Origin of the sequence: Saccharibacillus alkalitolerans (assembly GCF_011090185.1) — a bacterium.
In the GTDB taxonomy this organism is placed as follows: domain Bacteria; phylum Bacillota; class Bacilli; order Paenibacillales; family Paenibacillaceae; genus Saccharibacillus; species Saccharibacillus alkalitolerans.
Window position 1 is genome coordinate 1,086,734 of the sequence record NZ_JAAFGS010000001.1, and the last position, 23,498, is coordinate 1,110,231.

The following is a 23,498-nucleotide window of genomic DNA, read 5'->3' on the forward strand; positions in this document are numbered from 1 at the left end:
CCGTCTTTTGACAGCACATCGGTCTCCGGTTAGCATGATAAAGGCGGCAAATCGGGAACAGACGGAGTGTATATAATGAAGAAAACGATTCTGTTGGTCGAGGACGACGTGCTGATGCGCGAATTCATGACCGATTATTTCAAAAAAGACGGCTGGACCGTCCTGGAAGCCGACAACGGACGCGAAGCTTTGGAACTGTTCGAGCTGCATGCAGTGGACCTTATCGTTCTCGATATTATGATGCCGGAGATCGACGGATGGTCGGTCTGCCGGCGCGTACGCAAAAATTCCGGCGTGCCGATCATTATCATTACCGCCAGGGCGGAAGACGACGATCAAATTATGGGTTTCGAGCTGGGGGCGGACGAATACGTAACGAAGCCGTTCAGCCCGAAAGTGCTTGTGGCGCGCGCCGCGTCTTTGCTCAAGAGGGCGGAAGGACTGATGGGACGCAAAGGTCATCTTGTCGTTTACGGGAAGTTGGAGATCGACAAGCAGGGGCACAAAGTTCAGGTAGACGGCCGGACGATCGCCCTGTCGCCGAAAGAGTACGATCTCCTGATTCTGCTGATCAAAAACGAGGGGATCGTGCTGGAGCGGGACGAGATTCTGAATGCCGTATGGGGCATCGATTATTTCGGCGATCCCCGCGCGGTGGACACGCACATCAAGAAGCTTCGGGCGAAGCTGCAGGAAGAGGGGCGGCATATTCGCACGGTGATCGGAGCCGGTTATAAATTCGAGGCCGAAGCATGAGAGGGCGGATCGCGGTTAAGCTGTTCTTTGCGACTTCCGTCGTCATGCTCGGTACGCTGTCCGCCATTTTGTTCGCGCAGTCGCTTTTTTTCGAACGTTTCTATGAAAAGGCGCGAACCGAAGACGTCGGACGCAGCCTGCATAACGTCGCTTCGAATTATGCGCAGACGGCGAACGATCCGGTATCTTCGGCCCGCCTGTCGGGGCGGTTCATGAACGACAACAGGGCCGCATTGGCTCTGCTGGACGCCGATTTGAACCGTCGCACTCTCGACCCGTATCTGATCACGCTGCGAACCGCGGAAGGGAAGAGCGTTTCGCTGCTGCTCGCTTCCGCCGGGACCGCGATGCGGGACATTCCGGAAGGACTGCAAACAGGCGAACCGCTGACCGTTGACGGCATTTATATGGACGAAAAAGAGACATTGATGCAGCCCTCGGTCATGCAGCCGAATTCGGCCGAACCGGAAAGCGGATTGACGCGCGTGCGAGGGACGGTGACGGAGCTGCTGCTGCCGGCCGACCAGTCGCTCGACCCGTTCTACAGCAGTTCCCTGGTGGACGAAGCGTTGGCCGAAGCCGTGCGAAACCGTGCGGGACGGACGGATGAGCTGTCTCGGGGCGAGACGCTTCGGACGGAGTGGACCGACAAATGGAGCGGTCTGACGTATGCGGTGATCGTCGCGCCCGTCCCGGGTGCGGAAGGCCGCTACGTTCTGGCGCTGGCTTCGCTGCAGCCCGTCGGCGAAGCGGTCGAGATGCTGCGCCGTTACCTTATTTACCTGGCGCCTGCCGCCGCTGCCGTACTGCTGCTGCTCTCGCTGCTGTATTCGCGCCTTCTGTCCCGTCCGCTCGTGCGGCTCAGCCGGACTTCCGCGCGGATGGCGAAACTGGATTTTTCCCCCGGCAGAGAGCCGGAGATCCGTTCGCGAGACGAGCTTGGGGAGCTGGCGCGCAATCTGGATACGCTCGGCCGCAATCTTGCCGGCGCGCTGCGGCAGCTGTCCGCAGCGAACGCCGGACTAAGCCGGGAGGTGGAAGAGAAAGATCGGTCGGAAGCGCTGCGCAAAGAGCTGATCGCCAACATTTCCCACGAGCTTAAGACTCCGCTGGGAATCGTCAAAGGGTTTGCCGAAGGGCTGCAGGATGATGTGGCCGCAGACAAACGGGAGCGTTATCTGCAGCTTATCGTCGGCGAGACGGACCGGATGAATGCGCTGATTTTGGATATGCTGCAGCTATCGCGGTTCGAAGCCAAGGCGATCAAGCTGAAGCCGCAGGCTTACGACATCGTCCGGCAGGCGCGCCGGCTGACGGAATCGTTTGCCGAACGGCTGGAAAGCCGCGGGCTGCATATCGTATTCGAGGGAGACGACGCATTGGCGGTAAACGCCGATCCCCGGCGCATCGAGCAGGTATTGTTGAATCTGATCAGCAATGCGGTACGTCATGCCCGGGAAAACGGGACAATCCGGATCGGCCTCCGCGGCCGCGGAGACGACCGGGCGGAAATCCGGATCGAGAATGACGGCGCTCCGATTCCCGAACCCGAACTGGACCGGATCTGGGAGCAGTTCTACCGGGCAGAGCGCTCGAGAGATCGTAAATCGGGCAGAACCGGACTCGGCCTGGCGATCGTCCGGCATATTTTGGAACTGCACGGGAGCGAATACGGTGCGGAAAATACGGAGAAAGGCGTCGTTTTTCGCTTTACGTTGCAAAAGGCGGCACTGCAGGAAGAGGAGAGAGAATCGAATGAAGAGGAATAAAAACCGCTTTGCGGTCGGAACGCTGCTGCTGTTATCGCTGCTGCTCGCGGCATGCGGCGGAAACAACGCGGAAGGAAATTCGGAGGCGAAGGAGTCCGGAGCTTCGGCGGCGGATTCGGAAGTCGTGCCGACTGGCTCCGAACAAAAAGTTCCGGCTTCCGAACAATCGGAAAACGAGGAAACGAAGCCACCCGAAGGCGCTCAAGAAGAGGCGCAGATTCTCGTGATCATCGATCAGACGGAGAAGCCGATCGAGGGCAACAGCTTTGACTTTTCGATCAAGCAGCTGCCCGAAGGCTACAGCCTTCGGGAAATGCGCTGGGAATCGGGCGAAAATCGAACGGTCAGCACCCTGGAGGAAGCGATCGAAAAAGGCCGAACGGGCGGTGACGGCTTCTATATCAGCGGAAACGGTCAGTTTTCGGGCTTCTTCTACCCGGACTCCATGAAAGGGGAGGAAGGTGAAGTATCCTTCTTGTTCTCGAACGAAGCCGGGGAACAGAAGACATGGAGCAAAAAAATCACTCTGCATTAAAACGAAAATTCAAACATCCGCAGCGCGGTTTACATCACTTATATTATGTTAACAAAATAGTCGGTGAACGAAACTTGCTTTTTAGCCGGCATTGTTTTAGACTAACTACAAACATCTGCCCATACGAAAAAGCAAGGAATGGAAAGAGTAACCGAAACGGGAGTCGTTCAAGCGAGCCGGCGATTGGTGAGAGGTCCGGTACGACGACGTTCGGCGAATGGGTCCATTCGCTTCGGTCCGAACGCTGCCCGGCAGCCGGTAGGCGCCGACGGCATCCCTCCGTTATCTCGGGGAACCCCGTTAGTCGTATTGACGGGTCTAAGAGGCGGCCTTACGGCCGAATTCGGGTGGTACCGCGGAGAACAGCACTTCGTCCCTAGACAGACAGGGATGAAGTGCTTTTTTGCGTTCTTCGGCGGCGGATGCTTGTTTGATTCATGCGGCGACATTCATTTCGAAAAGGAGAGACAAACATGACAGAAACAAACGGCAAAAAACGCATCTTGTCCGGCATCAAGCCGAGCGGAGACTTGAACATCGGAGGTTATCTGGGCGCGCTCAGCCAGTTCGTCAAGTACCAGCACGAGTATGAAAGCTTCTTCTTCGTACCCGATCTGCACGCGATCACGGTCGCTCAAGACCCGAAGGAGCTGCATCAGCGTTCGAGAGAGATCGCGGCCTTTTACGTGGCGGCCGGGATCGATCCCGAACAATCGACTATTTTCCTGCAGTCCCAGGTTTCGGCGCATGCGGAACTCGGATGGATCATGGAGACGCAGGCGCATTTCGGCGAACTCAACCGGATGACGCAGTTCAAGGAAAAATCCGACGGCAAAGAAGGCGTCAGCTCGGCGCTCTTTACGTACCCGGCGCTCATGGCCTCGGACATTTTGCTGTATCAGGCGACGCACGTGCCGGTGGGCGAAGATCAGACGCAGCACCTGGAGCTGACCCGCGACCTGGCCAACCGTTTCAATACGCGCTTCGGCCGTACCTTTACGGTGCCGGAAGCGGTCGTCCAGGATATCGGCGCCCGCGTCATGGGTCTCGACGATCCGCAGAAAAAGATGAGCAAGAGCAATCCGAACAAAGGCAGCTACATTCTGATGCTGGACGAGCCGGCCGTGATCCGCAAAAAGTTCTCCCGCGCCGTAACGGACTCCGACGGACAGGTGCGCTACGACTGGGAAGAGAAGCCGGCCGTCAGCAACCTAATCGAAATCTATTCCGTATTCGCGGGCGAGACGACCGAAGCGGTAGAGAAGCGGTTCGAAGGACAGGGCTACGGCGCGTTCAAAAAAGAGCTCGCGGAAGTCGTGATCGCGAAGCTCGAACCGATCCAGCAGCGCTTCCACGAAATCGTGAATTCGTCCGAGCTGGACGAGATTCTGAAGCGCGGCGCGCGGAAGGCGAACGAAGAAGCGGGCAAAACGCTGCTCGCGGCCAAAAAAGCGATGGGATTCGTGACTTTCGACTGAACGGCTGCAAATAAAAAGCCGGGAAACCGCCTGGGTTCCGATGACCGGAAACAGGCCGGGGTCCCGGCTTTTTTTTGCTTGCGGATCAAAAGCTTTAAAATTAAGTTTACATAATTATAATACGGTAAACAAATTCTCAAGGCAGCTTGACGGAAAGCAAATCGGGCTGCGTCTGAATCAGCAGACGGCCGTCTTGGACGAACGGATCTCCGAACATATCGGATTTCGTCGGAAGCACGCCCGCCGTTTTGCCGCTCTTCATATCCAGGATGTAATAATCGCCGTTATCGAGTCCCGCGAAAGCGAAACCGTTCGATACGCGAACTCCCGTAACCGCGACGTGCGCCGGAAGTTTTCCGAAGGAAATCGTTTTGTCGTTTTCGGCGCGCAGCGCGGTCAGCTCTCCGTTTTTTTGGAAAAAGAAATAGCCTTCCTGCAGGTCGGACACGAGATCCCCGTATTCGGCATAGCTTTTGACGGGAGCGGATCGGCCGCGTTCGTACCGGACCAATGTCGAAAGATCCGGCGACCACGACGTTTCCACGCCGAACACGCGGCTGCCGACGATGTAAGACCGCGAATCGGTCGACAAGCGAGCATCCTGCGACAATCCGTACTTTTCGGTTTTGACGATTTTGCCGGTGGCCGGATCAAGCAGGGCCAAACGCAGCATATAGCCGCGGAAAGGTTTTTCGCTTTGCGTCAGGCGATTTGCCTGTTCCGTGACTTCGCGTAGCACGAGCTTTCCCTGCTCTTGGCCGACGGCATCATATAGGCCGGCCTTGCGCCAAAGCTTTTTGCCCGTGGAAAGGTCGATGCCGAAGAACTGCGTACGCATGTTGTCCACCGTACTTGATACGACAAGCGTTTTTCCGAATTGCCCGACCACATTCCCGGCATACATAGAGAGGTCGGCATTTTTCCATTTGCGTTTGCCGCTGGCCGGATCGAAGGCCGACAGGCCGCCGCCCGAATTTTCGTCGATGACCAGAAGCAGGCCGCCGACCTCGTTCACACGGGCGCCCATTACGTCCGGAAGCTTAACGGCCGGCGTCCGCCACAGCACTTTTCCGGACGAGGAGTCCGCTTTGACCAGCCGTCCCGACGCATCCAGAAAAACGACGCCGTTTGCGGCAATCGCCTGCGGCGAACCGGCATGCGGAATCGACCATTCGGTCTTTCCCCCGGAAACGTCGGCGGCATGCAGCGTGCGGCGGGAATCCGTGTAGAAGACGAGGCCGTTCGAAACCGGGAGCTGCCGTGCATACAAACTCTCCCCGTTGTTATCGGCTTTCCATGTCGATCGAAGCGTTTGAAAGGCCGGCGTTTTTTCGGACGCGGCGCCGGCAGGCTTGGCTGCGGAAGCTTCTGCGCCAGGCGCGCCGAAAGAAGGGGCCAGCAGCGCGGCGCTCAAGCAGATTCCGGCCATAAAGCGAAAACGGGATATAACGGGCATAAATCACACTCTCCTTTTGATCTTCGATATCGTACCTATTAAATGACCCCTGCATCAAACGGAAAGTTGCAAGCCTCGAAAAACAGTTGGGATTCGAGCGCCGCCGGCGAAGCGAAAAAAGCGAACCCGGCACGGGGCAAAAAGAGGCGGCAGCCGCCGAATTCGGCAAAAAAGTCCGTTCCCGGTTTCGGGAACGGATTTTTAACGCTTCGGACAGGCGGCTTAAGCTTTCAGCCAGGCGTTGGCCAGCAGCATCGCGCCTTTTTTCGCATTCGTTTCCGCCATCACGTTCAGCATCACGAAGTCGTGGATGATGCCCTGGAAGCGGGCCGCGGTGACCGGCACGCCGGCTTCGCGCAGCTTGTTGGCATACGCTTCGCCTTCGTCGCGCAGCACGTCCGCTTCCCCGGTGATGACAAGCGCTTCGGGAAGTCCCCGCAGCTGCTCCGTCGTCGCTCTTAGCGGGGAAGCGGTGATCTGCGCGCGTTCCTCCGGGTCGGTCGTATATTGATCCCAGAACCACTTCATGCCTTCCTTCATCAGGAAGTAGCCTTCCGCGAACCGGTTGTACGATTCCGTTTCGAACGAAGCGTCCGTGACGGGATAGAACAGGAGCTGTTTCGCGATTTTCGGGCCGCCGCGCTCTTTGGCCATCAGCGTGATCGCTGCGGTCATGTTGCCCCCGACGCTGTCTCCGCCGACGAACAGTTTCGACGTGTCGAAGCCTTCCGCTTCGCCCCGGGACGAGATCCATTCCAGCACCGCGTAGATTTCCTCGATTGCGGTCGGATATTTGTTTTCCGGAGAGAGGCTGTAATTCGGGAACACGACCGCGACTTCCGCGCCGACCGTCAGTTCGCGAATCAGCCGGTCATGCGTATGCGCGTTGCCGAATACCCAGCCTGCTCCGTGGACATAGAGGAGGACCGGCAGCGGGCCTGTCGCGCCTGTCGGCCGCATGACGCGGATCGATACTTCGCCGGACGGGCCGCCGGAGATCGTCTTGTCCTCTACGTCGACTTCCGGCTTGTATACGTCTCCGGACTGCACCTGATCGACCGTTTCGCGGCCTTTTTCCGGTCCGAGATCGGGCAGGAACGGCGGCTTGGCGTTGTCGTCGGCGAATTGCTGCGCTGCGGGCTCGAGTACGGGTTTCTTGGCATCTGTCATGGAATTGCGGCTCCTTTCGGGCGCCTTGAGGCACCTCGTCAAATTGGAAAAGCTCGTTCCGGCTCGGCGGGCAGTATGTAAAAGGTTATGGGCAATGGCCGCCTCCGCTTATATACCACAAAATTTAATTTTGTGAAACATAAATACCCGATATACTCGACTCATACTTTCGCCGTCAATCTTTCAAGGCTGACGGACGCTTGAACGCGATCAATTTGTTTTCCGCCTGAACGATGACGATGCTGTCTGAGAACAGCGTCTCGCCGTAGACTCGCGCTCCGGTATCGATCCGTCCGACCGTTTTGGCCGAAGGGAGGTCCACCGTATAGAAATTGCCGTCGCTGAGACCGACGTAGGCCCCCGATCCGTGCAGATCCAGCCGCGAAATCGGGTTGTAAATATCGGGATAGGAAGAAGAAGCCTGCCCCGCGAATTTCATGTAAGTCAGCTGGAGACCGTTTTGGAAAAACAACCGATCCATGTAGGGGCCGGCCAGCAGATCGCCGTATCCCTCATACATGACGGGCTTCTGGGCTGAAGGTTCCTGATTCGCATTGAAGCGATACACCGTTTCCGGCCCGCCACCGAGCGTGCCGGGCGTATACTTGCGCACGGAGACGTAGACGAACTTGCCGTCGACGATCAAGCGGCTTGCCTGTTGGAACAGGGCATCCTCGACCGGGATGTAGCCGAAGGATGAGACTTTCTTGCCGGTCTTAAGCGATATTTTGTCGAGCACCGCGGCATAATTTTCTTCGTTTCCCCATTGGGACGTGTTCTGCAGATACAGGCTGCCGCCTTGAACGTCCAGGATCGGACCGTGGCTGTCGCCGAGCTGCCACAGCTTCTTTCCCGTCTTCGGATCGAAGCCGACGTACTGGTCGATCGTGATCGCTCCGCTGACGACGAAGGAAGCGATCAGCACGCCGTCGTATACGCCGTGAACCGTGCCGGCCAGATCGCTTTCGCTGCTCTGTTTCCAGATTCGCTTGCCCGTTGCCGGATCGAACGCCTGCAGGCTTTCCGAGCCGCTGACGTACAGACGGCCTCCGGCCATGGCGGCGCTGAAGCCGCCGAACTGGCTTTTGAGTCCGGCTTTGTTCTTCCAGACGGTACGGCCGGTTTTCGCGTCCGTCTTGATTAGGCTGCCCGTCCGGTCGACGTAATAAAGCGCGTTTCCGTCCGCGACGAGATCCGAATTCAGCTTGGCGCGAATGCTCCATTTTTGACGTCCGGACGCGGCGTCGACGGCCGACAGCTTGTCTTTGCCCGGATAGAACACGAATCCGCCTAACGTTTTGGCTTGGAACGCGTCGATATTCCGCGCAAGACCGACTTTGGCGTCGGCGGTCCAGAGAGGCTTCAGTACGGGCGAAGTATCGGAAGACGTCGGCATGAAATCCCCCGTATAAGAAGTAACCGGAGCGGCATATGCCGCAGGCACCGCCGAAACGGCAAGGCTTCCGGCCAGCAGGGCGGCGAACGGGACTTTAACGATTTTCACAAAAATTCCCCTTTCTTGGTTCGAACGAAGCTTCAACTCAAATAGACGCGGCGGGGAGGAAGAAAGTTCTTCCGAGCCGCGCGCCCGCTGCAGAAAGCAAAAAGCCGCTCCCCGAAACAGGGAACGGCTTTTCTTCGTTTTCAATAGGGACTTCCGCCTTTAACAAAGCCATATGCGGATGCTTACGCATTCTACCGGGCAGACAATCCGATCAACTTGTCTTCCGTACGAATGATGACCGAATTTTTCGGACCGGAAACGAACGAGGCGTTTTTGCTGCCGACGGACCATTTTCCGAGAGCGGCGGAAGTTTTGGCGTCGAATACGAGCACCTCGCCGTTCTCGAGCCCGACATAGACGTTCCGCCCGGCGGCGATCGGGCCGTAAGAGGCTTTGGCGCCGAGGTCGCCGAAAGAAAGCGAAGTTCCGCCGGCCATTTTGACGGCGTTCAATACCGTTCCTTTTTGGAAGAACAGCAGACCTCCGGACGGTCCTCCGAGCCAGCCGCCCTCGTCCGCGTAGCTTTTCAGGGAATGTTTCGAAGAGCCTTCGTTCATGCGGAAAGCGGTCAGAGCGAATCCGTTCTCCGTTTCGTCAGCCGTATACGCGTATCCGCCCGAGAGGAAGGTCGAGCTGTTTGCAAGATCCGGCGCTTCGCCGTCCAGCGGCACGTAGCGGCCGGCCGACGAAAGCCTGCCGCTTTCCAGGTCGGCGTACACCAGCTCGACCAGGTACGCGGACGCTTCTTCGGCGCTGTCGTCCTGCGGCTCCACTTCGATTTCGTCCGTGTCTTTTTCGGCGCCGTCGTCCGAGTTCTCGATATCGGCGTTTTCTTTCGGTTCGTCCGCTTCGCCGAGGACCGGTTCGAAGCCGGATTTGTCGCGGAGCAGCAGTTTGCCGTCTTTTTGAGTCAGAACGTCGTACGCGCCGTCAAGCTGCCACAGCAGGTCTCCGTTTTCCGCGTCGATGCCCAACACGGTCTGCGTGTCCTGCTCGGTTACCCCCGTCGCGACAAGCACGCCGTCATAACGTTCGATCGTTTTCAGAGATTGAAGTTCCGCCTCCGGGGACGTCCATTTCCGTTTCCCGTTGGCCGCGTTGAAAGCTTTGATTCCCATCGAAGGGTCCGAGACGTACAGCGTTCCCTGCACGAGCTTCGCCGATGCGTTCTCCGGGCTAGCCGCGGCTTTTTTGACCGTCCATGCCGCTTTGCCTTTTTGGGCGTCGATACGGACGAGGCGTCCGTCTTCGCCGATCAGGAAAACGGCGTTCGCCGATTCGGCCGCCGGCACGGCGCTCGCTTTGTACGTCCATTTCAGGAGACCCGTCGAAGCGTCCGCGGCCCGCAGCCAGCCGTCCGCTTCGTAGAAAACGAGACCTGCCGCAGCCGGCAGCGCCGACGGATGATCCGGGAACGAAATATCCGGAATCTCCCAAGAAGCTTTCAATGAAGCCGCGGCGCGCGCAGCGGCTTTTTTGAACGGCTTGTTTCCGTTTTTCGGCTGCTCGTTCTCCTTCTGTTTATTCGGCTTAAATTGAGTTTGAACCTCGCTTTTGTTATCGTTCTTCGCCAGCGCCGCGTGCGCGTCTACCGCGATTCCCGCAGTCAGCAGCAGTGCCGCGGCGGCGGCCGTGATTCGTATCGTTTTCATAAGTACCCCCAGTCGATTTTCCTTCAGGTTGACGATCTCAAGCAAGATAGCAGACTTTATGTTTATTTATCGACAGGGAAGAGACCGGAATGAAGAGCCGTCCCGCTTGAAGAAACCTTGCGCCGAGCCCCTCCTTTAGGTCACAATATGAAGATGGAAACTTTCGACAGCAGAACGGAGCGATACGCACAATGGCTACCATTCGAATCCCCGGCGACGAAGCATGCGAGAATTATATCGAATACTTGGAAGCTTTTCTCATGTGGATGCAGGACGCCGGATATACCGATTACACGCAAAAAAATTACTTGAGCGACGTAAGGCAGTTTTTGATCGGACTGAGCGGGCGCGAGCTGGAGTCCGTGAAGAAAATCCACGTCATGTCGTTTCTTTCAAGCGCAAGGCGCGAAGGCTCGGGCGACGCGACGCGGAACCGCAAACATGCCGCCGTACACTGCTTTTTCAAAGCGCTGATCGAACTGGAGCTGCTGGAGCAGAACCCGGCCGTCGGCATCAAAAAAGCCAAAACCGAAAAAAACCGCGCGCCCGTCTACATGGACGAACGGGAGATCGGCGAATTCCTGAAGTCCGTGGACGGCAAATACCGGGGACGCAATCTGGCGATTTTCCTGCTGATGGCGTATATGGGACTGCGGGTCGGGGAAGTCCATGCGCTCAACGTCTCCCACTATAATGCCGAGCGGCGCTCGCTCCAGGTATTCGGCAAAGGGCGCAAATGGCGCACCCTGCCCGTACCGGAAGCGGTGGCCGGCGTGCTGGAAGAAGCGATCGCGCAGCGCCTGACGCCGTGGACGGAACGGGAAGAAGCCTTGTTCGTCTCGCAAAAGGGGCGCCGGATGTCCATCCGCGCCATTCAGCAGTTGGCCGCGGACACGTTCGATCGTTTTCAACAGGACTTGGAACCGCACCAGCGCATCCCGTATTCGAGCCACAAACTGCGCCATTCGTTCGCGACCATGCTGCTGCGCCGCGGCGCGGATCTGCGCACGGTGCAGGAGATGCTGGGGCACTCCTCGATTCAGACGACGACCGTCTACACGCACGTCTCGAACCGGGAGAAGGAAGAAGCGATGAGCCGCCTCGATGTTAAGCTGCCCCCGATTGCGGGTAAAGACTCCTAACTTATACTGACAAGGGAGGCTGTACATCATGGGATTCAATCTCGGAGGACTGGGCGATATGCTGGGCAAACTGCAGGGAGGCGGAAGCGGGGGAGCCGGAGGCGGCCTGTCCGATCTGCTGAACAAGCTGCCGATGGGCGAGCTGCTGCAAAAGCTTCCGCTCGAACAGCTGCTTAACTCGGAGTTTCTGCAGAAGTATACCCCGTTCAAGTCTGCCGCGGAAATGCTGCAAAAATTCGGCATCGGGGGAAACGATCCCAACCAGCTGCAGAACGTGCCGCCGCAGGAGCTCGACGAGAAGGTCAATACGCACACGCAGTTTGGCTCGATGCAGGAAATGCTGCAAAAAGGACTGGAGTTCATGCAGCAGCGCCAGGGCAAATAACGGAAGTGAGGATCGCGGTCATGCCCTTAGCGGCGGCCGCGTTTTTTTATGTTTCCGAATTAGCGGTTCCCGGGAAAACGATTTTTCGGCCTGCCGCATTGTCCATTCCCCGTCTCTCGTGCTATCGTAGGCAGACGGGCAGTTTTTCGCGCGTTTGCCGGGCATGAACGGCAGCCATCACCGCTTTCCGACACGCGAGCGCGTATCGGAGGCAGAAGGAGTTTAATGAAGAATGCGTTTCGATATCGAATACTTATCGTTTTTCGTCATCCAGGTCGAAGGTCGCGAAGGCCAAGGGGCGAGAGGATACAAGCATTACCAGACCATGGACGACTACGATTACGAAGACAGTCCGGTGAAGAAGTTTCTGGACGGGGAATTTTCGCGGATCGCCAAGCGCAAAGTCGAGAAAAATCCGCTGACCGAGCAGGCGCCGACCAAGATCGGGACGTTCATCGTCGAGCCCGGTTACGAGCTGGACAGCAACCCGAATTTCAATATGTTCAACCGGATGCGCACCGCCGACGGCAAAGAGGACTTCAAAAACGCCTGCGACGATCTCGTGCGCAATTACCTCGACACGGGTTCCGTTCGCGGAGGCGCTTTGATTCTCTCCCGGGCGAAAATGACGACGCACTCGGACGATCCGTTCATCTTCGTCATGAAATGCGACTTCGAGAACAAGATCGCGCGCATTTCCGACGAGAGCAGCCTGATCGACGAAGTCGAGATGGCGATCAGCACGAAAAGCATCAAATCGATCATGTATCCGCATATGCCGGAAGCGGGCATGACCGAGGAATGGGAACTGAAGATCCATCAGCCGTCGCATGCGCGATACTTCGAAGACTTTCTGAAGTTCGTCGTCTACGAACAGTCCGTGCCGGAGATCGTGACGGAGCGGGTGATGGAATTCGTGCACAGCTATGTGGAAGAAAAGTGGCCGGACGAGACCAGCGAAGAACGCCAGCGCGAAGAACACGATCTGGAACTTTGGACGGCGAGCGATAAAAGAGACCTTCAGCAAAAATGGGAGCCCGAGCAGGTGATGGAAGCGGCCGAGCGCATCACGGAATTCCAGCCGGAGATCGAAGTACGCTTCAAACTGGGCAATGCGCAGGTCAAAGGGCTGCTGGCCGATTTCGGTTACGGCGTGCACATTACCCGACTTAACGGGCGCTACGCGGTTATCTTGGAAGGCGAATCGTTCGTGTTCGACAAAGGACATTCGCCGATCGAACTGCTGCAGCCCGAAGACTTCGAGACGGTGGCGAAGCGGCTGCTGGAACGTCGGGATGAGCCGGGAGACGACGGACTGCCTTACTGACGGGTTCATACGTACCAACATTCGTTCTATTCGAACGCGGAGGGGGAGACGCCTTTGACGAAACGCGGCAATCGAGAATCGCTGTCGGGCATTCGAACCGAATGGTCCGGCGGTCTGCGCTTTCTGTCCGACGAGGAAAGCGCCCGTTATGCGGCAATCGCGCGGCGGCATATCGCCGACACCCGTCCGGACATCGAGCAGGCCGAACTGCTGCCGGTCCGGGCGGTAGAGCTGGACGGCGACGAGATGCTGCTGGAATACGCCCGGCATCGCCAAGGCATTCCGCTGTACCGGGGACCGCGTCTTTTTATCCGAATGGATGCTTCCGGCGAGCTGCTAGCCCTGCGGACGGACTGGAAGCCCTGCCGGTTCGAACCGGGGCCGGAAGGCGGCCCTCCCGGGCGGATCGGACCGGAAGGCGATTTTTCCCGCCTGCGCTGCGTCTATGCGCTGGACGTATCGGCGGCTCGTCCGTTTTATGTGTTTCCGCCGCGGATGTACGATCGGGCGGGCGTAGAAATTTCCCGGGGCGAAAAGCTGGGCCCGTGGGAATGGATCGACCTGCGAGGGGGAGGCGGACCCGCCAAGCGTAGCCACCCGGGTCCTATTCGGCCGCTGCAGGGACGCCTGCCGGTCTCCGATTCGCGCCGACCTGATCCGCTGGAGCGCGAAGAACTGCGGCGTGCCCGTTCCGCCGCTCTCGATTACCTGCTTCGCTGCGCCCGTCCGCACGCCTACCGTTGGGCTTTTCTGGCCGGAAAAGAATATTCGTCGTTCCGCGCGGCCAGCGGCGGGTTCATCCATATCCGCGTCTACCGGCTGGCGAACGGCCTTCCCGTGCTCGGCGCCTGCCTCGATCTGTACGTCGAGCGCAGAAGCGGCCGCCTGGCGGCCGTCTCCGACGAGCTGCATTTTCGGCGGGTACGCCGCGACCGCTTCGCCGAAGCGCTGGTCAAGCCTGCCTGCTCCGAAGCGGAAGCCTGGCAGAAGTTGAGCGGGCAGATTCGCACGCTTCCTTATTACGCGCTGAACGGCAGCAATGCGCAGGGGAATCCGCAGGCTTCGCTGGTCTGGATCGAAGAGAGCGAATTCGTATGCGACGCTTCCACGGGCCGGCTGCTGCGCGAGGAGATCGTGCGGCCCTGACGCCGGACGCTGCCGCATCCGAGCGCGCAGCAATCGTCCCGGCTTCGGCGGCAAAAACCGAATAAACGAAAAGAAGCCCCCGGTCTCTCTCGTAAGAGAACGGGGGCTTCCGCTATGCGCAGGCAAACTCGGCAGCGAACGAACTTACAGATTCACTTTGGAGATTTCCGACTTCAACTTGTTCGCCGAAGCGTTGAGCAGCTCCAGCTCTTTGTCGTTCATCGGAATTTCCAGGTGTTCGCGCACGCCCGTGCTGTCCACGACGCAAGGCAGGCCGAGATAAACGTCGGAGATGCCGTGGTAGTTGTCGAGCAGCGTCGAAACGTTCAGCACGGAGCTTTCGTTCTGCAGAATGGCCGTCACGATCCGGTCCAGCGCCAGCGCGATCGCGTAATACGTCGATCCCTTGGCGTTGATGATTTCGTAAGCGGCGTTTTTCGTATTGTCGAAGATTTGCTCCTGATCGCTTTCCGGCAGATTCAGCGCGGCGCCCGCGACATTCGCCATACTCCATACCGGCAGTTCGGAATCGCCGTGCTCGCCGATGATATGGGCGTGGATACTGCGCGGATCGAGATGCTTGTGCTTGCCGATCAGGTAACGGAAGCGCGCGCTGTCGAGCAGCGTGCCGGAACCGATGACGCGATGAGCCGGCCATCCGCTCTTCTTGTACGAGACGTACGAGAGGATGTCGACCGGATTCGTCGCGACAAGGATAATCCCATTGTCGTTGTACTTGACGATATTGCCGATGATCTGGTCGAAAATGCCCGCGTTGCGGTTCAGCAGGTCGATGCGGGTCTCTCCCGGACGCTGCGCCGCGCCTGCGGCGATGATGATAACGGCCGCGTCTTTGCAGTCCGAGTAATCGCCGGCCCAGACTTTCACGCCGCCCACGAACGGAAGCCCGTGGTTCATGTCGAGGGCCTGTCCGAGCGCGAGCTCTTTGTTGACGTCGATCAAAACGAGTTCGGTCATGCGCTGCCTCAGCAGCAGGGTATAAGCGGTGGTTGCTCCTACGTCGCCCGTGCCAATTACGACGACACGGCGGGAACGCGAGGATGGGGTAGTCATGTCCAGTTCACTCCATTTCTTCGGCTTATGGGATGAGAGGGAAAAAGTCCCTCTCAACTTTGTAACCAGTTTACACGGTAACAAGCAGCCTGTCACGAAAATGTATGAAATGTCTTTGCGCGGATGAGGGCGACTTTTGGTATAATGAAAAAATGTTTCGACAAGTATCCGGGCTATTCCGGCGGAAAAGAGGTAAACGATCATGCGCGGTTTTGCGATTCTGCTGGGATTCAGCTTGGCCGGCGTGCTGCTGCACGACGCGCTGCATCTTCCGCTGCCGGGCAACGTGACGGGCCTGCTGCTATTTTTGGCCGCCCTGTTCGGCAAAATCGTCAAGTTGGAGTGGGTGGAGCAGTCGGCCAACCTGCTGACGAGCCATCTGCTCCTCTTTTTTATTCCTTACGTGATCGGGGCGGCCGCCCTGATTCCGTTTCTCGGCAGCAATGCCGTATCGATCGCGGTCGGCATCGTCGGCAGCACGTTCGCCGTCCTATGGGTAACGGGAACGGTCGCCAAGAAAACGGCGCCGCGCGGAGAGGAGGAGACGCAGGATGAACGTCTTTCTGCATGATCCTCTGTTCGGCCTTGCGATCACGGTCGGCGCCTACGCCGTCGCCCGCGGCATTCATTCGCGCCTGCCCTGGCTGCATCCGATCTTGAGCAGCAGCGCCATCATTTTGGTTCTGCTGGCGCTTCTGCGCTTTCCGATCAAGGAATTCCAGGGCGAGGTCGAGCTGCTGACGGCGCTGCTCGGGCCGGCGACTGTCGCCCTGGGCGTACCGATTTATAAGCACAGGCGCTTGATCCGCGAGCGGCTGGCTGCGGTGCTGCTCTCCGTGCTGGCAGGATCGGTCACCGGCATCGTCAGCGCAGGACTGCTTGTCTACGCTGCGCGGGGATCGCACGAAGTGCTGCTGAGCATTCTGCCGAAATCGGTCAGCTCGCCGATCGGCATCGAAATTTCCAGGCAGCTCGGCGGCAATCCCGAATTGTCGGTCATGTTCAGCGTCGTTACGGGCGTGCTCGGCGGGGTGCTGGGACCGGCGTTCCTCTATAAAGCCGGTCTCCGCGATCCCGTTTCGCTCGGTCTGGCGATGGGCGGAGCGGCTCACGGTTTCGGTACGGCCCGAAGTTTGCAGGAATCCGAAACGGCCGGCAGCTTCAGCGCATTGGCTATGGGACTCACGGGCATCGTGACTTCGCTGCTCTTCGTGCCGATTTATTTCTGGCTCGGTTAAGAGACGGCTCGCCTGCTTGGGACGCTTCGGATCTTTTGTGCTATAATGACGAAGGACTTGCGCTCCGCGCAATATGATTTCGAAGCAAAGGGGGCGGCTGCAATGCGAATCGGGCGAAGGGCGCTGCTGCCCCTGCTGGCCCTGCTGATCGTTCTGACCGGATGCAACGGAGATTCCTCCCAAGAGAAGGAGGCCCCGGAACCGGTCGCGCAGACCCATAAGGCCGATGACGACGGAGGCCAGGCTATTACGCTGGTCAAACCGGAAGAGGACGGCAGTACCAAAAAATATGATGAATACGTGGTTCAGACCCGGCTGACCGAACTTCATTTGTTCGATGAATCGACGGGGATGGCGTGGGGATTGACCCGAAGCGCGCTGCGCATATATCTGACGGGGAACAACGGCAAGAATTGGACGCCGCTGTCTCCTTCGGAGCAGATCACGTTCTCGGACGTGCCCGAATACGGAAGAGACATTTACTTTACGGATTCGAAGCACGGCTGGATCGTTCGCAGCGCCGGAATTGCCGAAGAGACGCTGGTTCTTCGCACCGCGGACGGAGGGGGAAGTTGGGCCCTCGCCACGTTGGGGAGAACGGACGAATTACCCGCGTCGTTCTACTTTACCGACAATGAAAGAGGTTGGTTGATGACGACCCGATCGGCGGACGGTGCCGGGCGCGAAAACAAAACCCTTTACCGGACGTTCGACGGCGGAGAAAGCTGGACGCCGGTCATGCGTACGCTGGGCGGAACGCAGCCGAACGGTTCTTACGATCCGCTTCCGGAGATCGGCTATTTGTCGGGGATGTATTTCGATTCCAACGGCCGCGGTTATGCCACGCTGCTGGAACTCGGCCGTCCTTCGCTGTACCGTACGGAAGACGGCGGCCGAAATTGGAGCAAGGAGACGTCCTTCTTCGCCGGCGAGAATCCTATCGGAACATGCGACGCTTATGTGAGCGGCAGACCTCAGCCCTTCGAGAAGGGCAAAGGGTTCTGGATTCCGGTCGGCTGCAAACAGCGCGATACGGTAAAATACGGCGGCTACTTCATGCAGGCCGGAGGAGCCGGCTGGAAGCATGCCGCCTTCGATCTGCCCGCTCAAGAATCGCTTAATCTGCCGATCGCTCCCGTGTTCTTCGACCGGTTGAACGGGTGGATGGTTCGCGGAGCGAAATTTTACCGGACGACAGACGGCGGGAAAAATTGGAAACCTCTGCCGGAGAGCGCCAAATTGGGTGAGAACATGGAAAAGTATCCCGAAATTTTCCGGGTACAGTTCGTTTCCGAGAAGGTCGGGTGGATTCTGATCGGCAAAACGGAACTGAGGCGTTCTCTGCTGCTTCAAACGCTCGACGGCGGCGTCACCTGGCATGTCATTTGATTTGACTCGGTAAGCCGTTCTAAGACGTTCTCTGCAAAGGGAGCGTCTTTTAATTTCTTTTTTAAATGTGAAAAATATCACATACCGCAGCCGAAAAATCTGTTATTTTTTAAATATAAAGAATGCAACAAAACAAAACGACATTTAACCCTAACCGAGGAGTGATCCATATGACCACCGCAACCAACCAACTGACTCGCAACTACCTGACCCTTTGCTATAACTGCCAGGACGCTCATCTCTGCGATACCGAAGAACAATGCTTGGCCTGCTGGGCGGATCAAGGTCTGCTGAACGAAGAAGAAGCGGAAGCCGTCGAAACGGGCAGACTGCTCAACATGTATTACGCTTAACGATCGTTCTTTCAAAACTCTCATCCGCACAGCCGCATATTACGCCTTACTAAGTGAAAAAAATCACAAAACTATCCCTCTTTCGGCCTTGAAGTCTTTCGCCAATACCCCGCGAAGGACTTTTTGCCGTTTCGAATCGGCGAACCGCAGAGCGGCGGTTTACCGAAGCGCGGCCTGTGGTAAATATTAAAACGTGGAATAGGAAGGGAGCTGACAGCCACATGGACTTTGAATCGATGACCGTCATCGTCACCGGCGCCGCTCAAGGAATCGGACGCACCGTGGCCAAACGCTATGCGGAACAAGGTGCGCGGCTGGTGCTTGCCGACACGCAGGAAGCCGAAGGCGCAGCGGCGGCTGCCGAAATCCGGAACGCGGGGGGCGAAGCCATCTTCGTGCCTTGCGACGTGTCCCAGGAGGCGGACATTACGCATTTGATGCGCGAGACGATCGAGGCGTACGGCCGGATCGACATTCTCGTCAACAACGCGGGATTCGGCATTTGGAAATCGCCTTACGAATTGAGCGTCAAGGAATGGGACGACGTATTGAACACGAACGTTCGGGGCACTTTCCTCGCGACGCGGGAAGCGGCCCTGCATATGCGCAAAAACGGCAAAGGCTCCGTCGTGAATCTCTGCTCGACGCGAGCCCATATGTCGGAACCCAATTTCGAAGCTTACGCGGCTTCCAAAGGCGCGATCTTGTCGCTGACGCATTCGCTCGCCATTTCACTTGGAGACGACGGAATTCGCGTCAACTGCATCAGCCCGGGCTGGATCGAAACGAAAGATTACGATCAGCTGCGGGAAGAAGATCATAAGCAGCATCCGATCGGCCGGGTAGGGACGACGGATGACGTAGCCCGGGCGTGCCTGTACGTAACCCATCCGGATAACACATTCCTGACCGGCGCGGAGCTGGTACTCGACGGAGGCATGACCCGAAAGATGATTTACGCGGAATGAGCGGAGCGATTGGAAGGAAGACGCGCTGCGCGTCTTCCTTTTTATTTACATACGGCGTATTTTGTTCAAATTTTTGTCATATACAATATAAAAATAGGGTTTGAAGGGTTATTATGCGGGTAATAAAAAGGACATGAAGCAGCAGCTGTGCTCAAATCGCAGTTTTCCTTCTCCTAAGTTGCACACACGGACGGTCGGACGTGAACGCGGCATCATCCATTCGCGGACATCCGCGCAAAAATACGAGGAGGGATTCACTATGGAATATTCATATTCGCCTGTAACATACCGGATCAGCAGCGGGTTGAACGGGATTGCGGGCAGAGGCGGTTCGGGGTTCCGGAATCCGATGGCCAGATCGGGAGCGCCGATGTTGGAAGCTTCGATTCCGCAGACCAATTACGAGCAGCCTAACGTAATTTCCATGCTGCAGAACAATCTGGGACGCACCGGAATCTTTTACCTTATTCCGGGCATGAACACGGGTAAGGGACCGGCAGGCGGTTCGATCGAGGGACGTCTTGACGCAGCCGGCAGCGACCACGTCGTGCTGAGCGGCGGTTACGGCGAGCACATGGTGCTCCCTCTGAGCTGCATCGACTACGTCGTCTTCAACGATACGACCGGATACTTTTATTCCGGCAACGAAGCGCTGTTGGCCGGACAATAACCTGCTGTACAAGGAGAATCGGAAGGACAAATCCACGAATCCAAGAATCGAGGTTTGAACCTTTATGAACGGTAAGACATGAGGACCTTTTCCTGCGCTTGAGCGCGCGAAAAGGTCTTTTGAGTTTGCGCAAGTCCGGTCGGCCGTCTTGTCGCGACAACCCGAAAAGGAAGGACGTGCTTTCATGAATCTGCAAGAAATCGCCGGAATCGCTCCGTCGCCGCGGCAGCTGTCCTGGCAGCGGTTGGAGTTCTACGGATTCATTCACTTCGGCATGAATACCATGACCGGACGGGAATGGGGAGAAGGACATGAAGATCCCGCGCTATTCGCTCCGAAGTCGTTGGACGCGGACGATTGGATCGATACGCTCAAGAGCTCCGGCATGCGCGCGGTCATTCTGACCTGCAAGCATCATGACGGCTTCTGCCTATGGCCGAGCCGCTATTCCGCGCATACGGTAGCGCGAGCGCCATGGCGGGACGGAAAAGGCGACCTGGTGCGCGAAGTCTCGGACGCCTGCCGCAGACACGGATTGAAATTCGGCGTCTATCTGTCTCCCTGGGACCGAACGGAATCCAGTTACGGAGAAGGCGCGGCGTACGACGATTTTTACGTAAACCAGCTTTCCGAGCTGCTTACGCAGTACGGCGAGATCGGTTGTGTCTGGCTGGATGGGGCAAACGGGGAAGGAGGCGGCGGAAAAAAGCAGTCGTACGACTGGGATCGCTATTACGAGGTCGTCCGCCGTTTACAGCCGAACTGCGTGATCAGCGTCTGCGGCCCCGATATTCGCTGGGTCGGCAACGAAGCGGGGCATACCCGGGCCGAGGAATGGAGTGTGGTGCCCGCGCCGCTGCGCGATGCGGAGAAGACCGCGGCAAAGTCGCAGCGGAGCGAAGACGCCGCTTTTTCGCGCTCCTTCAATTCCATGGAAGAAGATCTGGGCAGCCGGAAAGCGATAGAAGCGTATGACGGCGAATGGATCTGGTACCCGGCCGAAGTGAACACGTCGATCCGTCCGGGCTGGTTCTATCATCCGGAGGAAGACGGGCAGGTGCGGAGCGGCGAAGAGCTGTTCGGCATTTATCTGAATGCGGTGGGCGGCAATGCAACCTTCCTGCTCAATGTTCCTCCGAATGCGGAAGGACGAATTGCCGAGCCGGACCGCCAAGCGCTGAAAGACCTGGGAGAACGGATCGCCAGGCTGAAGGATCGCCGGCTGACGCGAAAAATTACGATGACGGCATCCAGTCGGGCGCACGGGACCGCAGAACCGCAGCATCTTGCCTGCAGCGAAGGGGGAACGGACGAAGAGCCTGCAAGTTTTTGGCGGCCGAGGCCGGACGATCGCATTCCTTGGGTGGAAGCCGTTTTTGCGCAGGCGGAACGAATCGATACGCTCTCGCTGGGCGAATATTTGCCGTACGGCCAGCGGATCGAATCGTTTGAAGTTGAAGTCTGGAGCGAACGGGCGAAAGGGGGGGAATGGGAACCGGTTGCGGCAGGCGGCGCCGTGGGATACGGGAAGATTTTGAGTTTCGCTCCGGTTGCGACGACCAGGATTCGGATTACGTTTACCGGTTACCGCGAGTTTCCGACCCTGTCTTACTTGAGGCTTAACAAGTTGTCGGGCGGCTGACGGTTATTTTTACAGAGGGAAAAACAAAAAGCGGTATTCATGCGTTCATACGTATGAACTCTGCCGAATTTGTCGATTACGGGCCGCTTTGAAAAATGGGTGTAAAGTCCGTATGATAGATAGAGGCTTCAAAGCCTGACACGTTTCTGCCGTACATACTGGAAATTCCTACGAGAGATTGATTTGGATTTTGCAAGGATTCCAAAAAGCTGGACTGGTGCAGGGAGTGAACAAAATGCTACTATAGTAGGAAGGAAAATGGTTACGGAGTGTGCGAAAAGTCATCGACAGATCGAATTGACGACTTGCATTTTACGCACGCGCCGCAAGTAATGGACATATGTACTGGGAGGAAATATGATGACCAAGCTCCATGCCCTGCTTCGGGCGAACCCCGACGAGGAGCCCGCGGAAATCTCGCACCAACTATTGAACCGGCTGCAGGGATTTATTCCCCAATCGGAAGGCCGTGCGTTGATTGAAGCTTCTCTGGAATGGGTGGACGACTTCGAGCTTGAGGAAGAAACACAGAAGCGCGTGGGCGAACGGATCAACGAAGCTTGGTCGGAGTTCGCCCTGCTAACCGACGAGGAACGCGCCTGGTTTTATGATACGCTGCTGGGGACTTTGGAAAAAGAACCGTTTACCGACGCGGCTTCGACTCGAAAAACCGCCAAACTGGCGGAACTGTTCGCGATGCGCAAAGCTTCTCTCGAAAGCTCCTACGCGCTTAGGGAAGAGCTTCGCTTCAAACACGAACGGGTATTGCATTTGCTTGGTGGGTGGATTTCCGAGGGGACGGGAAAAGATCTGGAAAACCCGGTTTACCGCGGGCTTTCGCGCACCGCCGCATCGCTGTTCGAAATTTATTTCAATCATCCTCATTACATGGACGACGACGATCTTCGCTCGGAAGCGGCGGAGCTGCTCCCGAATCTGATCCGGACTTTTTACCCGGATTGCAATCACGTTCATATCTATATGCTCGGTTACCATGAGGATTATGCCGCCCAAATGGCCGGACTGATTGATTTTTATTTGAAGCTCGATCTGCCGAAGGAAATAAAAGGAAAAGCTTATTACAGTCTCGCGTCTTCGTTTATCGGCGAAGATGCGCCCGTATTGGAACGCGGCATTCAGCCTGTACTGGACAAGCTGGCGCCGTATATGGAAACTTGGACGAACGCGCAGATCGACGAATTCATCGAAACGTTCATCTACTACCCGCTGCAGCGCCAACCTCTGCTGCAGATCGCACGGTCGAAAGACCGGCGCGAAGTGCTCGAGCTGGTCGTTTCCCAGAAACGGAAAACTCCGCAAACGAAGAAAGCTTCGGAAATGCTTCGCGAAGCCAAAACGATCATCGCGCAGATTGAAGCCGAGAGCATGCCGAGCGGCAAAGGCGGCGTAAAGTTCGCCGATTTCAATTTTAAATTGGCTGTCATCGAAGAGCTGATGTATAAGCAGCAGGTGCTGAAGCCCCGGTTCGATATCGGCGTATTCGTTCAGGAATACGCGCTTCGCGAAATCTCGATTGCGGAAGAAGGGGATCGTCCCATTCCGGAAGTGCGGGAATACTTCGAACGCCTCGTCCTGACGAAGAAAGATTTGTCGCAGGTCACGAAGCTTGTGATCGGCGGCGGTCAGCAGGTACAGCTGCAGATCATTCCGTTCTGGAACGGCGAAGACGGCTATTTTGACGTGCACTCGCTGGAGGATTTGAAGCATCTGCCGAATTTGCGCGTTCTTCAGGCGATTCGCCTGCTTAAGGCCGATCCGGCGCCGGCGATCGACCGCAGCATTATTTTGGTTCAGGACTAACACGCTAATGACGATCAACGTGC

At 57.3% G+C, this 23,498-nt stretch carries 21 protein-coding genes and 1 other annotated feature; of the genes, 16 read left to right on the forward strand and 5 right to left on the reverse strand.

Annotation, left to right across the window (positions count from 1 at the left end; genetic code table 11):
• Positions 1 to 75: 75 nt before the first annotated feature.
• The 4 genes from GYN08_RS04670 to trpS all read left to right on the forward strand — a co-directional run bounded on the left by GYN08_RS04670 (position 76) and on the right by trpS (position 4,538).
• Positions 76 to 756: a response regulator transcription factor gene (locus GYN08_RS04670; protein WP_166272856.1), complete on the forward strand. Its 681-nt coding sequence runs from the start codon at positions 76 to 78 to the stop codon at positions 754 to 756.
• Positions 753 to 2,525, forward strand: coding sequence for a sensor histidine kinase (locus tag GYN08_RS04675; RefSeq protein ID WP_166272857.1), 1,773 nt, complete (start codon positions 753 to 755; stop codon positions 2,523 to 2,525). Before GYN08_RS04670 ends, GYN08_RS04675 begins: the two co-directional genes overlap by 4 nt.
• Positions 2,512 to 3,060, forward strand: coding sequence for a hypothetical protein (locus GYN08_RS04680; protein ID WP_166272858.1), 549 nt, complete (start codon positions 2,512 to 2,514; stop codon positions 3,058 to 3,060). Before GYN08_RS04675 ends, GYN08_RS04680 begins: the two co-directional genes overlap by 14 nt.
• 125 nt (positions 3,061 to 3,185) lie before the next feature.
• Positions 3,186 to 3,441, forward strand: a binding site (T-box leader).
• A gap of 92 nt (positions 3,442 to 3,533) precedes the next feature.
• Positions 3,534 to 4,538, forward strand: a complete 1,005-nt coding sequence (trpS, locus tag GYN08_RS04685; RefSeq protein ID WP_166272859.1) for a tryptophan--tRNA ligase — start codon at positions 3,534 to 3,536, stop codon at positions 4,536 to 4,538.
• A 136-nt stretch (positions 4,539 to 4,674) separates the two neighbouring features.
• Here the strand turns inward: trpS and GYN08_RS04690 are convergent, their stop codons facing one another.
• From GYN08_RS04690 to GYN08_RS04705, 4 genes are all read right to left on the reverse strand, one after another.
• On the reverse strand, positions 4,675 to 5,994 hold the full coding sequence (locus GYN08_RS04690) for an outer membrane protein assembly factor BamB family protein (RefSeq protein ID WP_166272860.1): 1,320 nt from the start codon (positions 5,992 to 5,994) through the stop codon (positions 4,675 to 4,677).
• Between the two features lie 222 nt (positions 5,995 to 6,216).
• Positions 6,217 to 7,164: an alpha/beta hydrolase gene (locus GYN08_RS04695; RefSeq protein WP_166272861.1), complete on the reverse strand. Its 948-nt coding sequence runs from the start codon at positions 7,162 to 7,164 to the stop codon at positions 6,217 to 6,219.
• A gap of 175 nt (positions 7,165 to 7,339) precedes the next feature.
• Positions 7,340 to 8,668: an outer membrane protein assembly factor BamB family protein gene (locus GYN08_RS04700; protein WP_166272862.1), complete on the reverse strand. Its 1,329-nt coding sequence runs from the start codon at positions 8,666 to 8,668 to the stop codon at positions 7,340 to 7,342.
• Positions 8,669 to 8,859: 191 nt separating this feature from the next.
• On the reverse strand, positions 8,860 to 10,320 hold the full coding sequence (locus GYN08_RS04705) for an outer membrane protein assembly factor BamB family protein (RefSeq protein WP_166272863.1): 1,461 nt from the start codon (positions 10,318 to 10,320) through the stop codon (positions 8,860 to 8,862).
• A 191-nt stretch (positions 10,321 to 10,511) separates the two neighbouring features.
• Here GYN08_RS04705 and GYN08_RS04710 point away from each other — a divergent pair, with 191 nt between their 5' ends.
• The 4 genes from GYN08_RS04710 (at position 10,512) to GYN08_RS04725 (ending at position 14,320) form a co-directional block, all read left to right on the forward strand.
• Positions 10,512 to 11,462 (forward strand): tyrosine-type recombinase/integrase, encoded by a 951-nt coding sequence (locus GYN08_RS04710; protein WP_166272864.1) that lies wholly within the window; start codon positions 10,512 to 10,514, stop codon positions 11,460 to 11,462.
• A 28-nt stretch (positions 11,463 to 11,490) separates the two neighbouring features.
• A complete protein-coding gene (locus GYN08_RS04715; protein WP_166272865.1) occupies positions 11,491 to 11,847 on the forward strand; it encodes a hypothetical protein in 357 nt (118 codons plus the stop codon).
• A gap of 232 nt (positions 11,848 to 12,079) precedes the next feature.
• Positions 12,080 to 13,174, forward strand: coding sequence for a DUF3900 domain-containing protein (locus tag GYN08_RS04720; protein WP_166272866.1), 1,095 nt, complete (start codon positions 12,080 to 12,082; stop codon positions 13,172 to 13,174).
• 54 nt (positions 13,175 to 13,228) lie between these two features.
• Positions 13,229 to 14,320, forward strand: coding sequence for a hypothetical protein (locus GYN08_RS04725; protein WP_166272867.1), 1,092 nt, complete (start codon positions 13,229 to 13,231; stop codon positions 14,318 to 14,320).
• A gap of 144 nt (positions 14,321 to 14,464) precedes the next feature.
• On the opposite strand, the gene GYN08_RS04730 is transcribed toward GYN08_RS04725, so the two are convergent.
• Positions 14,465 to 15,394 carry an L-lactate dehydrogenase gene (locus GYN08_RS04730; protein WP_166272868.1) on the reverse strand — a complete coding sequence of 310 codons (930 nt, stop codon included), beginning with the start codon at positions 15,392 to 15,394 and terminating at the stop codon, positions 14,465 to 14,467.
• Positions 15,395 to 15,596: 202 nt separating this feature from the next.
• Between GYN08_RS04730 and GYN08_RS04735 the strand changes: the two genes are divergently transcribed.
• The 8 genes from GYN08_RS04735 (at position 15,597) to GYN08_RS04770 (ending at position 23,475) form a co-directional block, all read left to right on the forward strand.
• Positions 15,597 to 15,965: a CidA/LrgA family protein gene (locus GYN08_RS04735; protein ID WP_166272869.1), complete on the forward strand. Its 369-nt coding sequence runs from the start codon at positions 15,597 to 15,599 to the stop codon at positions 15,963 to 15,965.
• Positions 15,946 to 16,632, forward strand: a complete 687-nt coding sequence (locus GYN08_RS04740; protein WP_166272870.1) for an LrgB family protein — start codon at positions 15,946 to 15,948, stop codon at positions 16,630 to 16,632. The genes GYN08_RS04735 and GYN08_RS04740 overlap by 20 nt, the downstream gene beginning before the upstream one ends.
• A 102-nt stretch (positions 16,633 to 16,734) precedes the next feature.
• Positions 16,735 to 18,021, forward strand: a complete 1,287-nt coding sequence (locus GYN08_RS04745; RefSeq protein ID WP_166272871.1) for a WD40/YVTN/BNR-like repeat-containing protein — start codon at positions 16,735 to 16,737, stop codon at positions 18,019 to 18,021.
• A gap of 170 nt (positions 18,022 to 18,191) precedes the next feature.
• On the forward strand, positions 18,192 to 18,374 hold the full coding sequence (locus tag GYN08_RS04750; protein ID WP_166272872.1) for a hypothetical protein: 183 nt from the start codon (positions 18,192 to 18,194) through the stop codon (positions 18,372 to 18,374).
• 221 nt (positions 18,375 to 18,595) lie between these two features.
• Complete coding sequence (locus tag GYN08_RS04755) at positions 18,596 to 19,342, forward strand: SDR family NAD(P)-dependent oxidoreductase (RefSeq protein WP_166272873.1); 747 nt, start codon at positions 18,596 to 18,598, stop codon at positions 19,340 to 19,342.
• Positions 19,343 to 19,601: 259 nt separating this feature from the next.
• Positions 19,602 to 20,012 carry a spore coat protein GerQ gene (locus GYN08_RS04760; RefSeq protein ID WP_166272874.1) on the forward strand — a complete coding sequence of 137 codons (411 nt, stop codon included), beginning with the start codon at positions 19,602 to 19,604 and terminating at the stop codon, positions 20,010 to 20,012.
• Positions 20,013 to 20,196: 184 nt separating this feature from the next.
• A complete protein-coding gene (locus GYN08_RS04765) occupies positions 20,197 to 21,654 on the forward strand; it encodes an alpha-L-fucosidase (protein WP_166272875.1) in 1,458 nt (485 codons plus the stop codon).
• A gap of 357 nt (positions 21,655 to 22,011) precedes the next feature.
• Positions 22,012 to 23,475 (forward strand): DUF6892 domain-containing protein, encoded by a 1,464-nt coding sequence (locus tag GYN08_RS04770; RefSeq protein WP_166272876.1) that lies wholly within the window; start codon positions 22,012 to 22,014, stop codon positions 23,473 to 23,475.
• Positions 23,476 to 23,498 lie beyond the last annotated feature (23 nt).

Excerpts from the sequence above, each read along its gene's own strand:
- GYN08_RS04670 (WP_166272856.1), top strand. The coding sequence starts at position 76 with ATGAAGAAAACGATTCTGTTGGTCGAGGACGACGTGCTGATGCGCGAA.
- GYN08_RS04675 (WP_166272857.1), top strand. The coding sequence starts at position 753 with ATGAGAGGGCGGATCGCGGTTAAGCTGTTCTTTGCGACTTCCGTCGTC.
- GYN08_RS04680 (WP_166272858.1), top strand. The coding sequence starts at position 2,512 with ATGAAGAGGAATAAAAACCGCTTTGCGGTCGGAACGCTGCTGCTGTTA.
- trpS (WP_166272859.1), top strand. The coding sequence starts at position 3,534 with ATGACAGAAACAAACGGCAAAAAACGCATCTTGTCCGGCATCAAGCCG.
- GYN08_RS04690 (WP_166272860.1), bottom strand. The coding sequence starts at position 5,994 with ATGCCCGTTATATCCCGTTTTCGCTTTATGGCCGGAATCTGCTTGAGC.
- GYN08_RS04695 (WP_166272861.1), bottom strand. The coding sequence starts at position 7,164 with ATGACAGATGCCAAGAAACCCGTACTCGAGCCCGCAGCGCAGCAATTC.
- GYN08_RS04705 (WP_166272863.1), bottom strand. The coding sequence starts at position 10,320 with ATGAAAACGATACGAATCACGGCCGCCGCCGCGGCACTGCTGCTGACT.
- GYN08_RS04710 (WP_166272864.1), top strand. The coding sequence starts at position 10,512 with ATGGCTACCATTCGAATCCCCGGCGACGAAGCATGCGAGAATTATATC.
- GYN08_RS04715 (WP_166272865.1), top strand. The coding sequence starts at position 11,491 with ATGGGATTCAATCTCGGAGGACTGGGCGATATGCTGGGCAAACTGCAG.
- GYN08_RS04720 (WP_166272866.1), top strand. The coding sequence starts at position 12,080 with ATGCGTTTCGATATCGAATACTTATCGTTTTTCGTCATCCAGGTCGAA.
- GYN08_RS04730 (WP_166272868.1), bottom strand. The coding sequence starts at position 15,394 with ATGACTACCCCATCCTCGCGTTCCCGCCGTGTCGTCGTAATTGGCACG.
- GYN08_RS04735 (WP_166272869.1), top strand. The coding sequence starts at position 15,597 with ATGCGCGGTTTTGCGATTCTGCTGGGATTCAGCTTGGCCGGCGTGCTG.
- GYN08_RS04740 (WP_166272870.1), top strand. The coding sequence starts at position 15,946 with ATGAACGTCTTTCTGCATGATCCTCTGTTCGGCCTTGCGATCACGGTC.
- GYN08_RS04745 (WP_166272871.1), top strand. The coding sequence starts at position 16,735 with ATGCGAATCGGGCGAAGGGCGCTGCTGCCCCTGCTGGCCCTGCTGATC.
- GYN08_RS04750 (WP_166272872.1), top strand. The coding sequence starts at position 18,192 with ATGACCACCGCAACCAACCAACTGACTCGCAACTACCTGACCCTTTGC.
- GYN08_RS04755 (WP_166272873.1), top strand. The coding sequence starts at position 18,596 with ATGGACTTTGAATCGATGACCGTCATCGTCACCGGCGCCGCTCAAGGA.
- GYN08_RS04760 (WP_166272874.1), top strand. The coding sequence starts at position 19,602 with ATGGAATATTCATATTCGCCTGTAACATACCGGATCAGCAGCGGGTTG.
- GYN08_RS04765 (WP_166272875.1), top strand. The coding sequence starts at position 20,197 with ATGAATCTGCAAGAAATCGCCGGAATCGCTCCGTCGCCGCGGCAGCTG.
- GYN08_RS04770 (WP_166272876.1), top strand. The coding sequence starts at position 22,012 with ATGATGACCAAGCTCCATGCCCTGCTTCGGGCGAACCCCGACGAGGAG.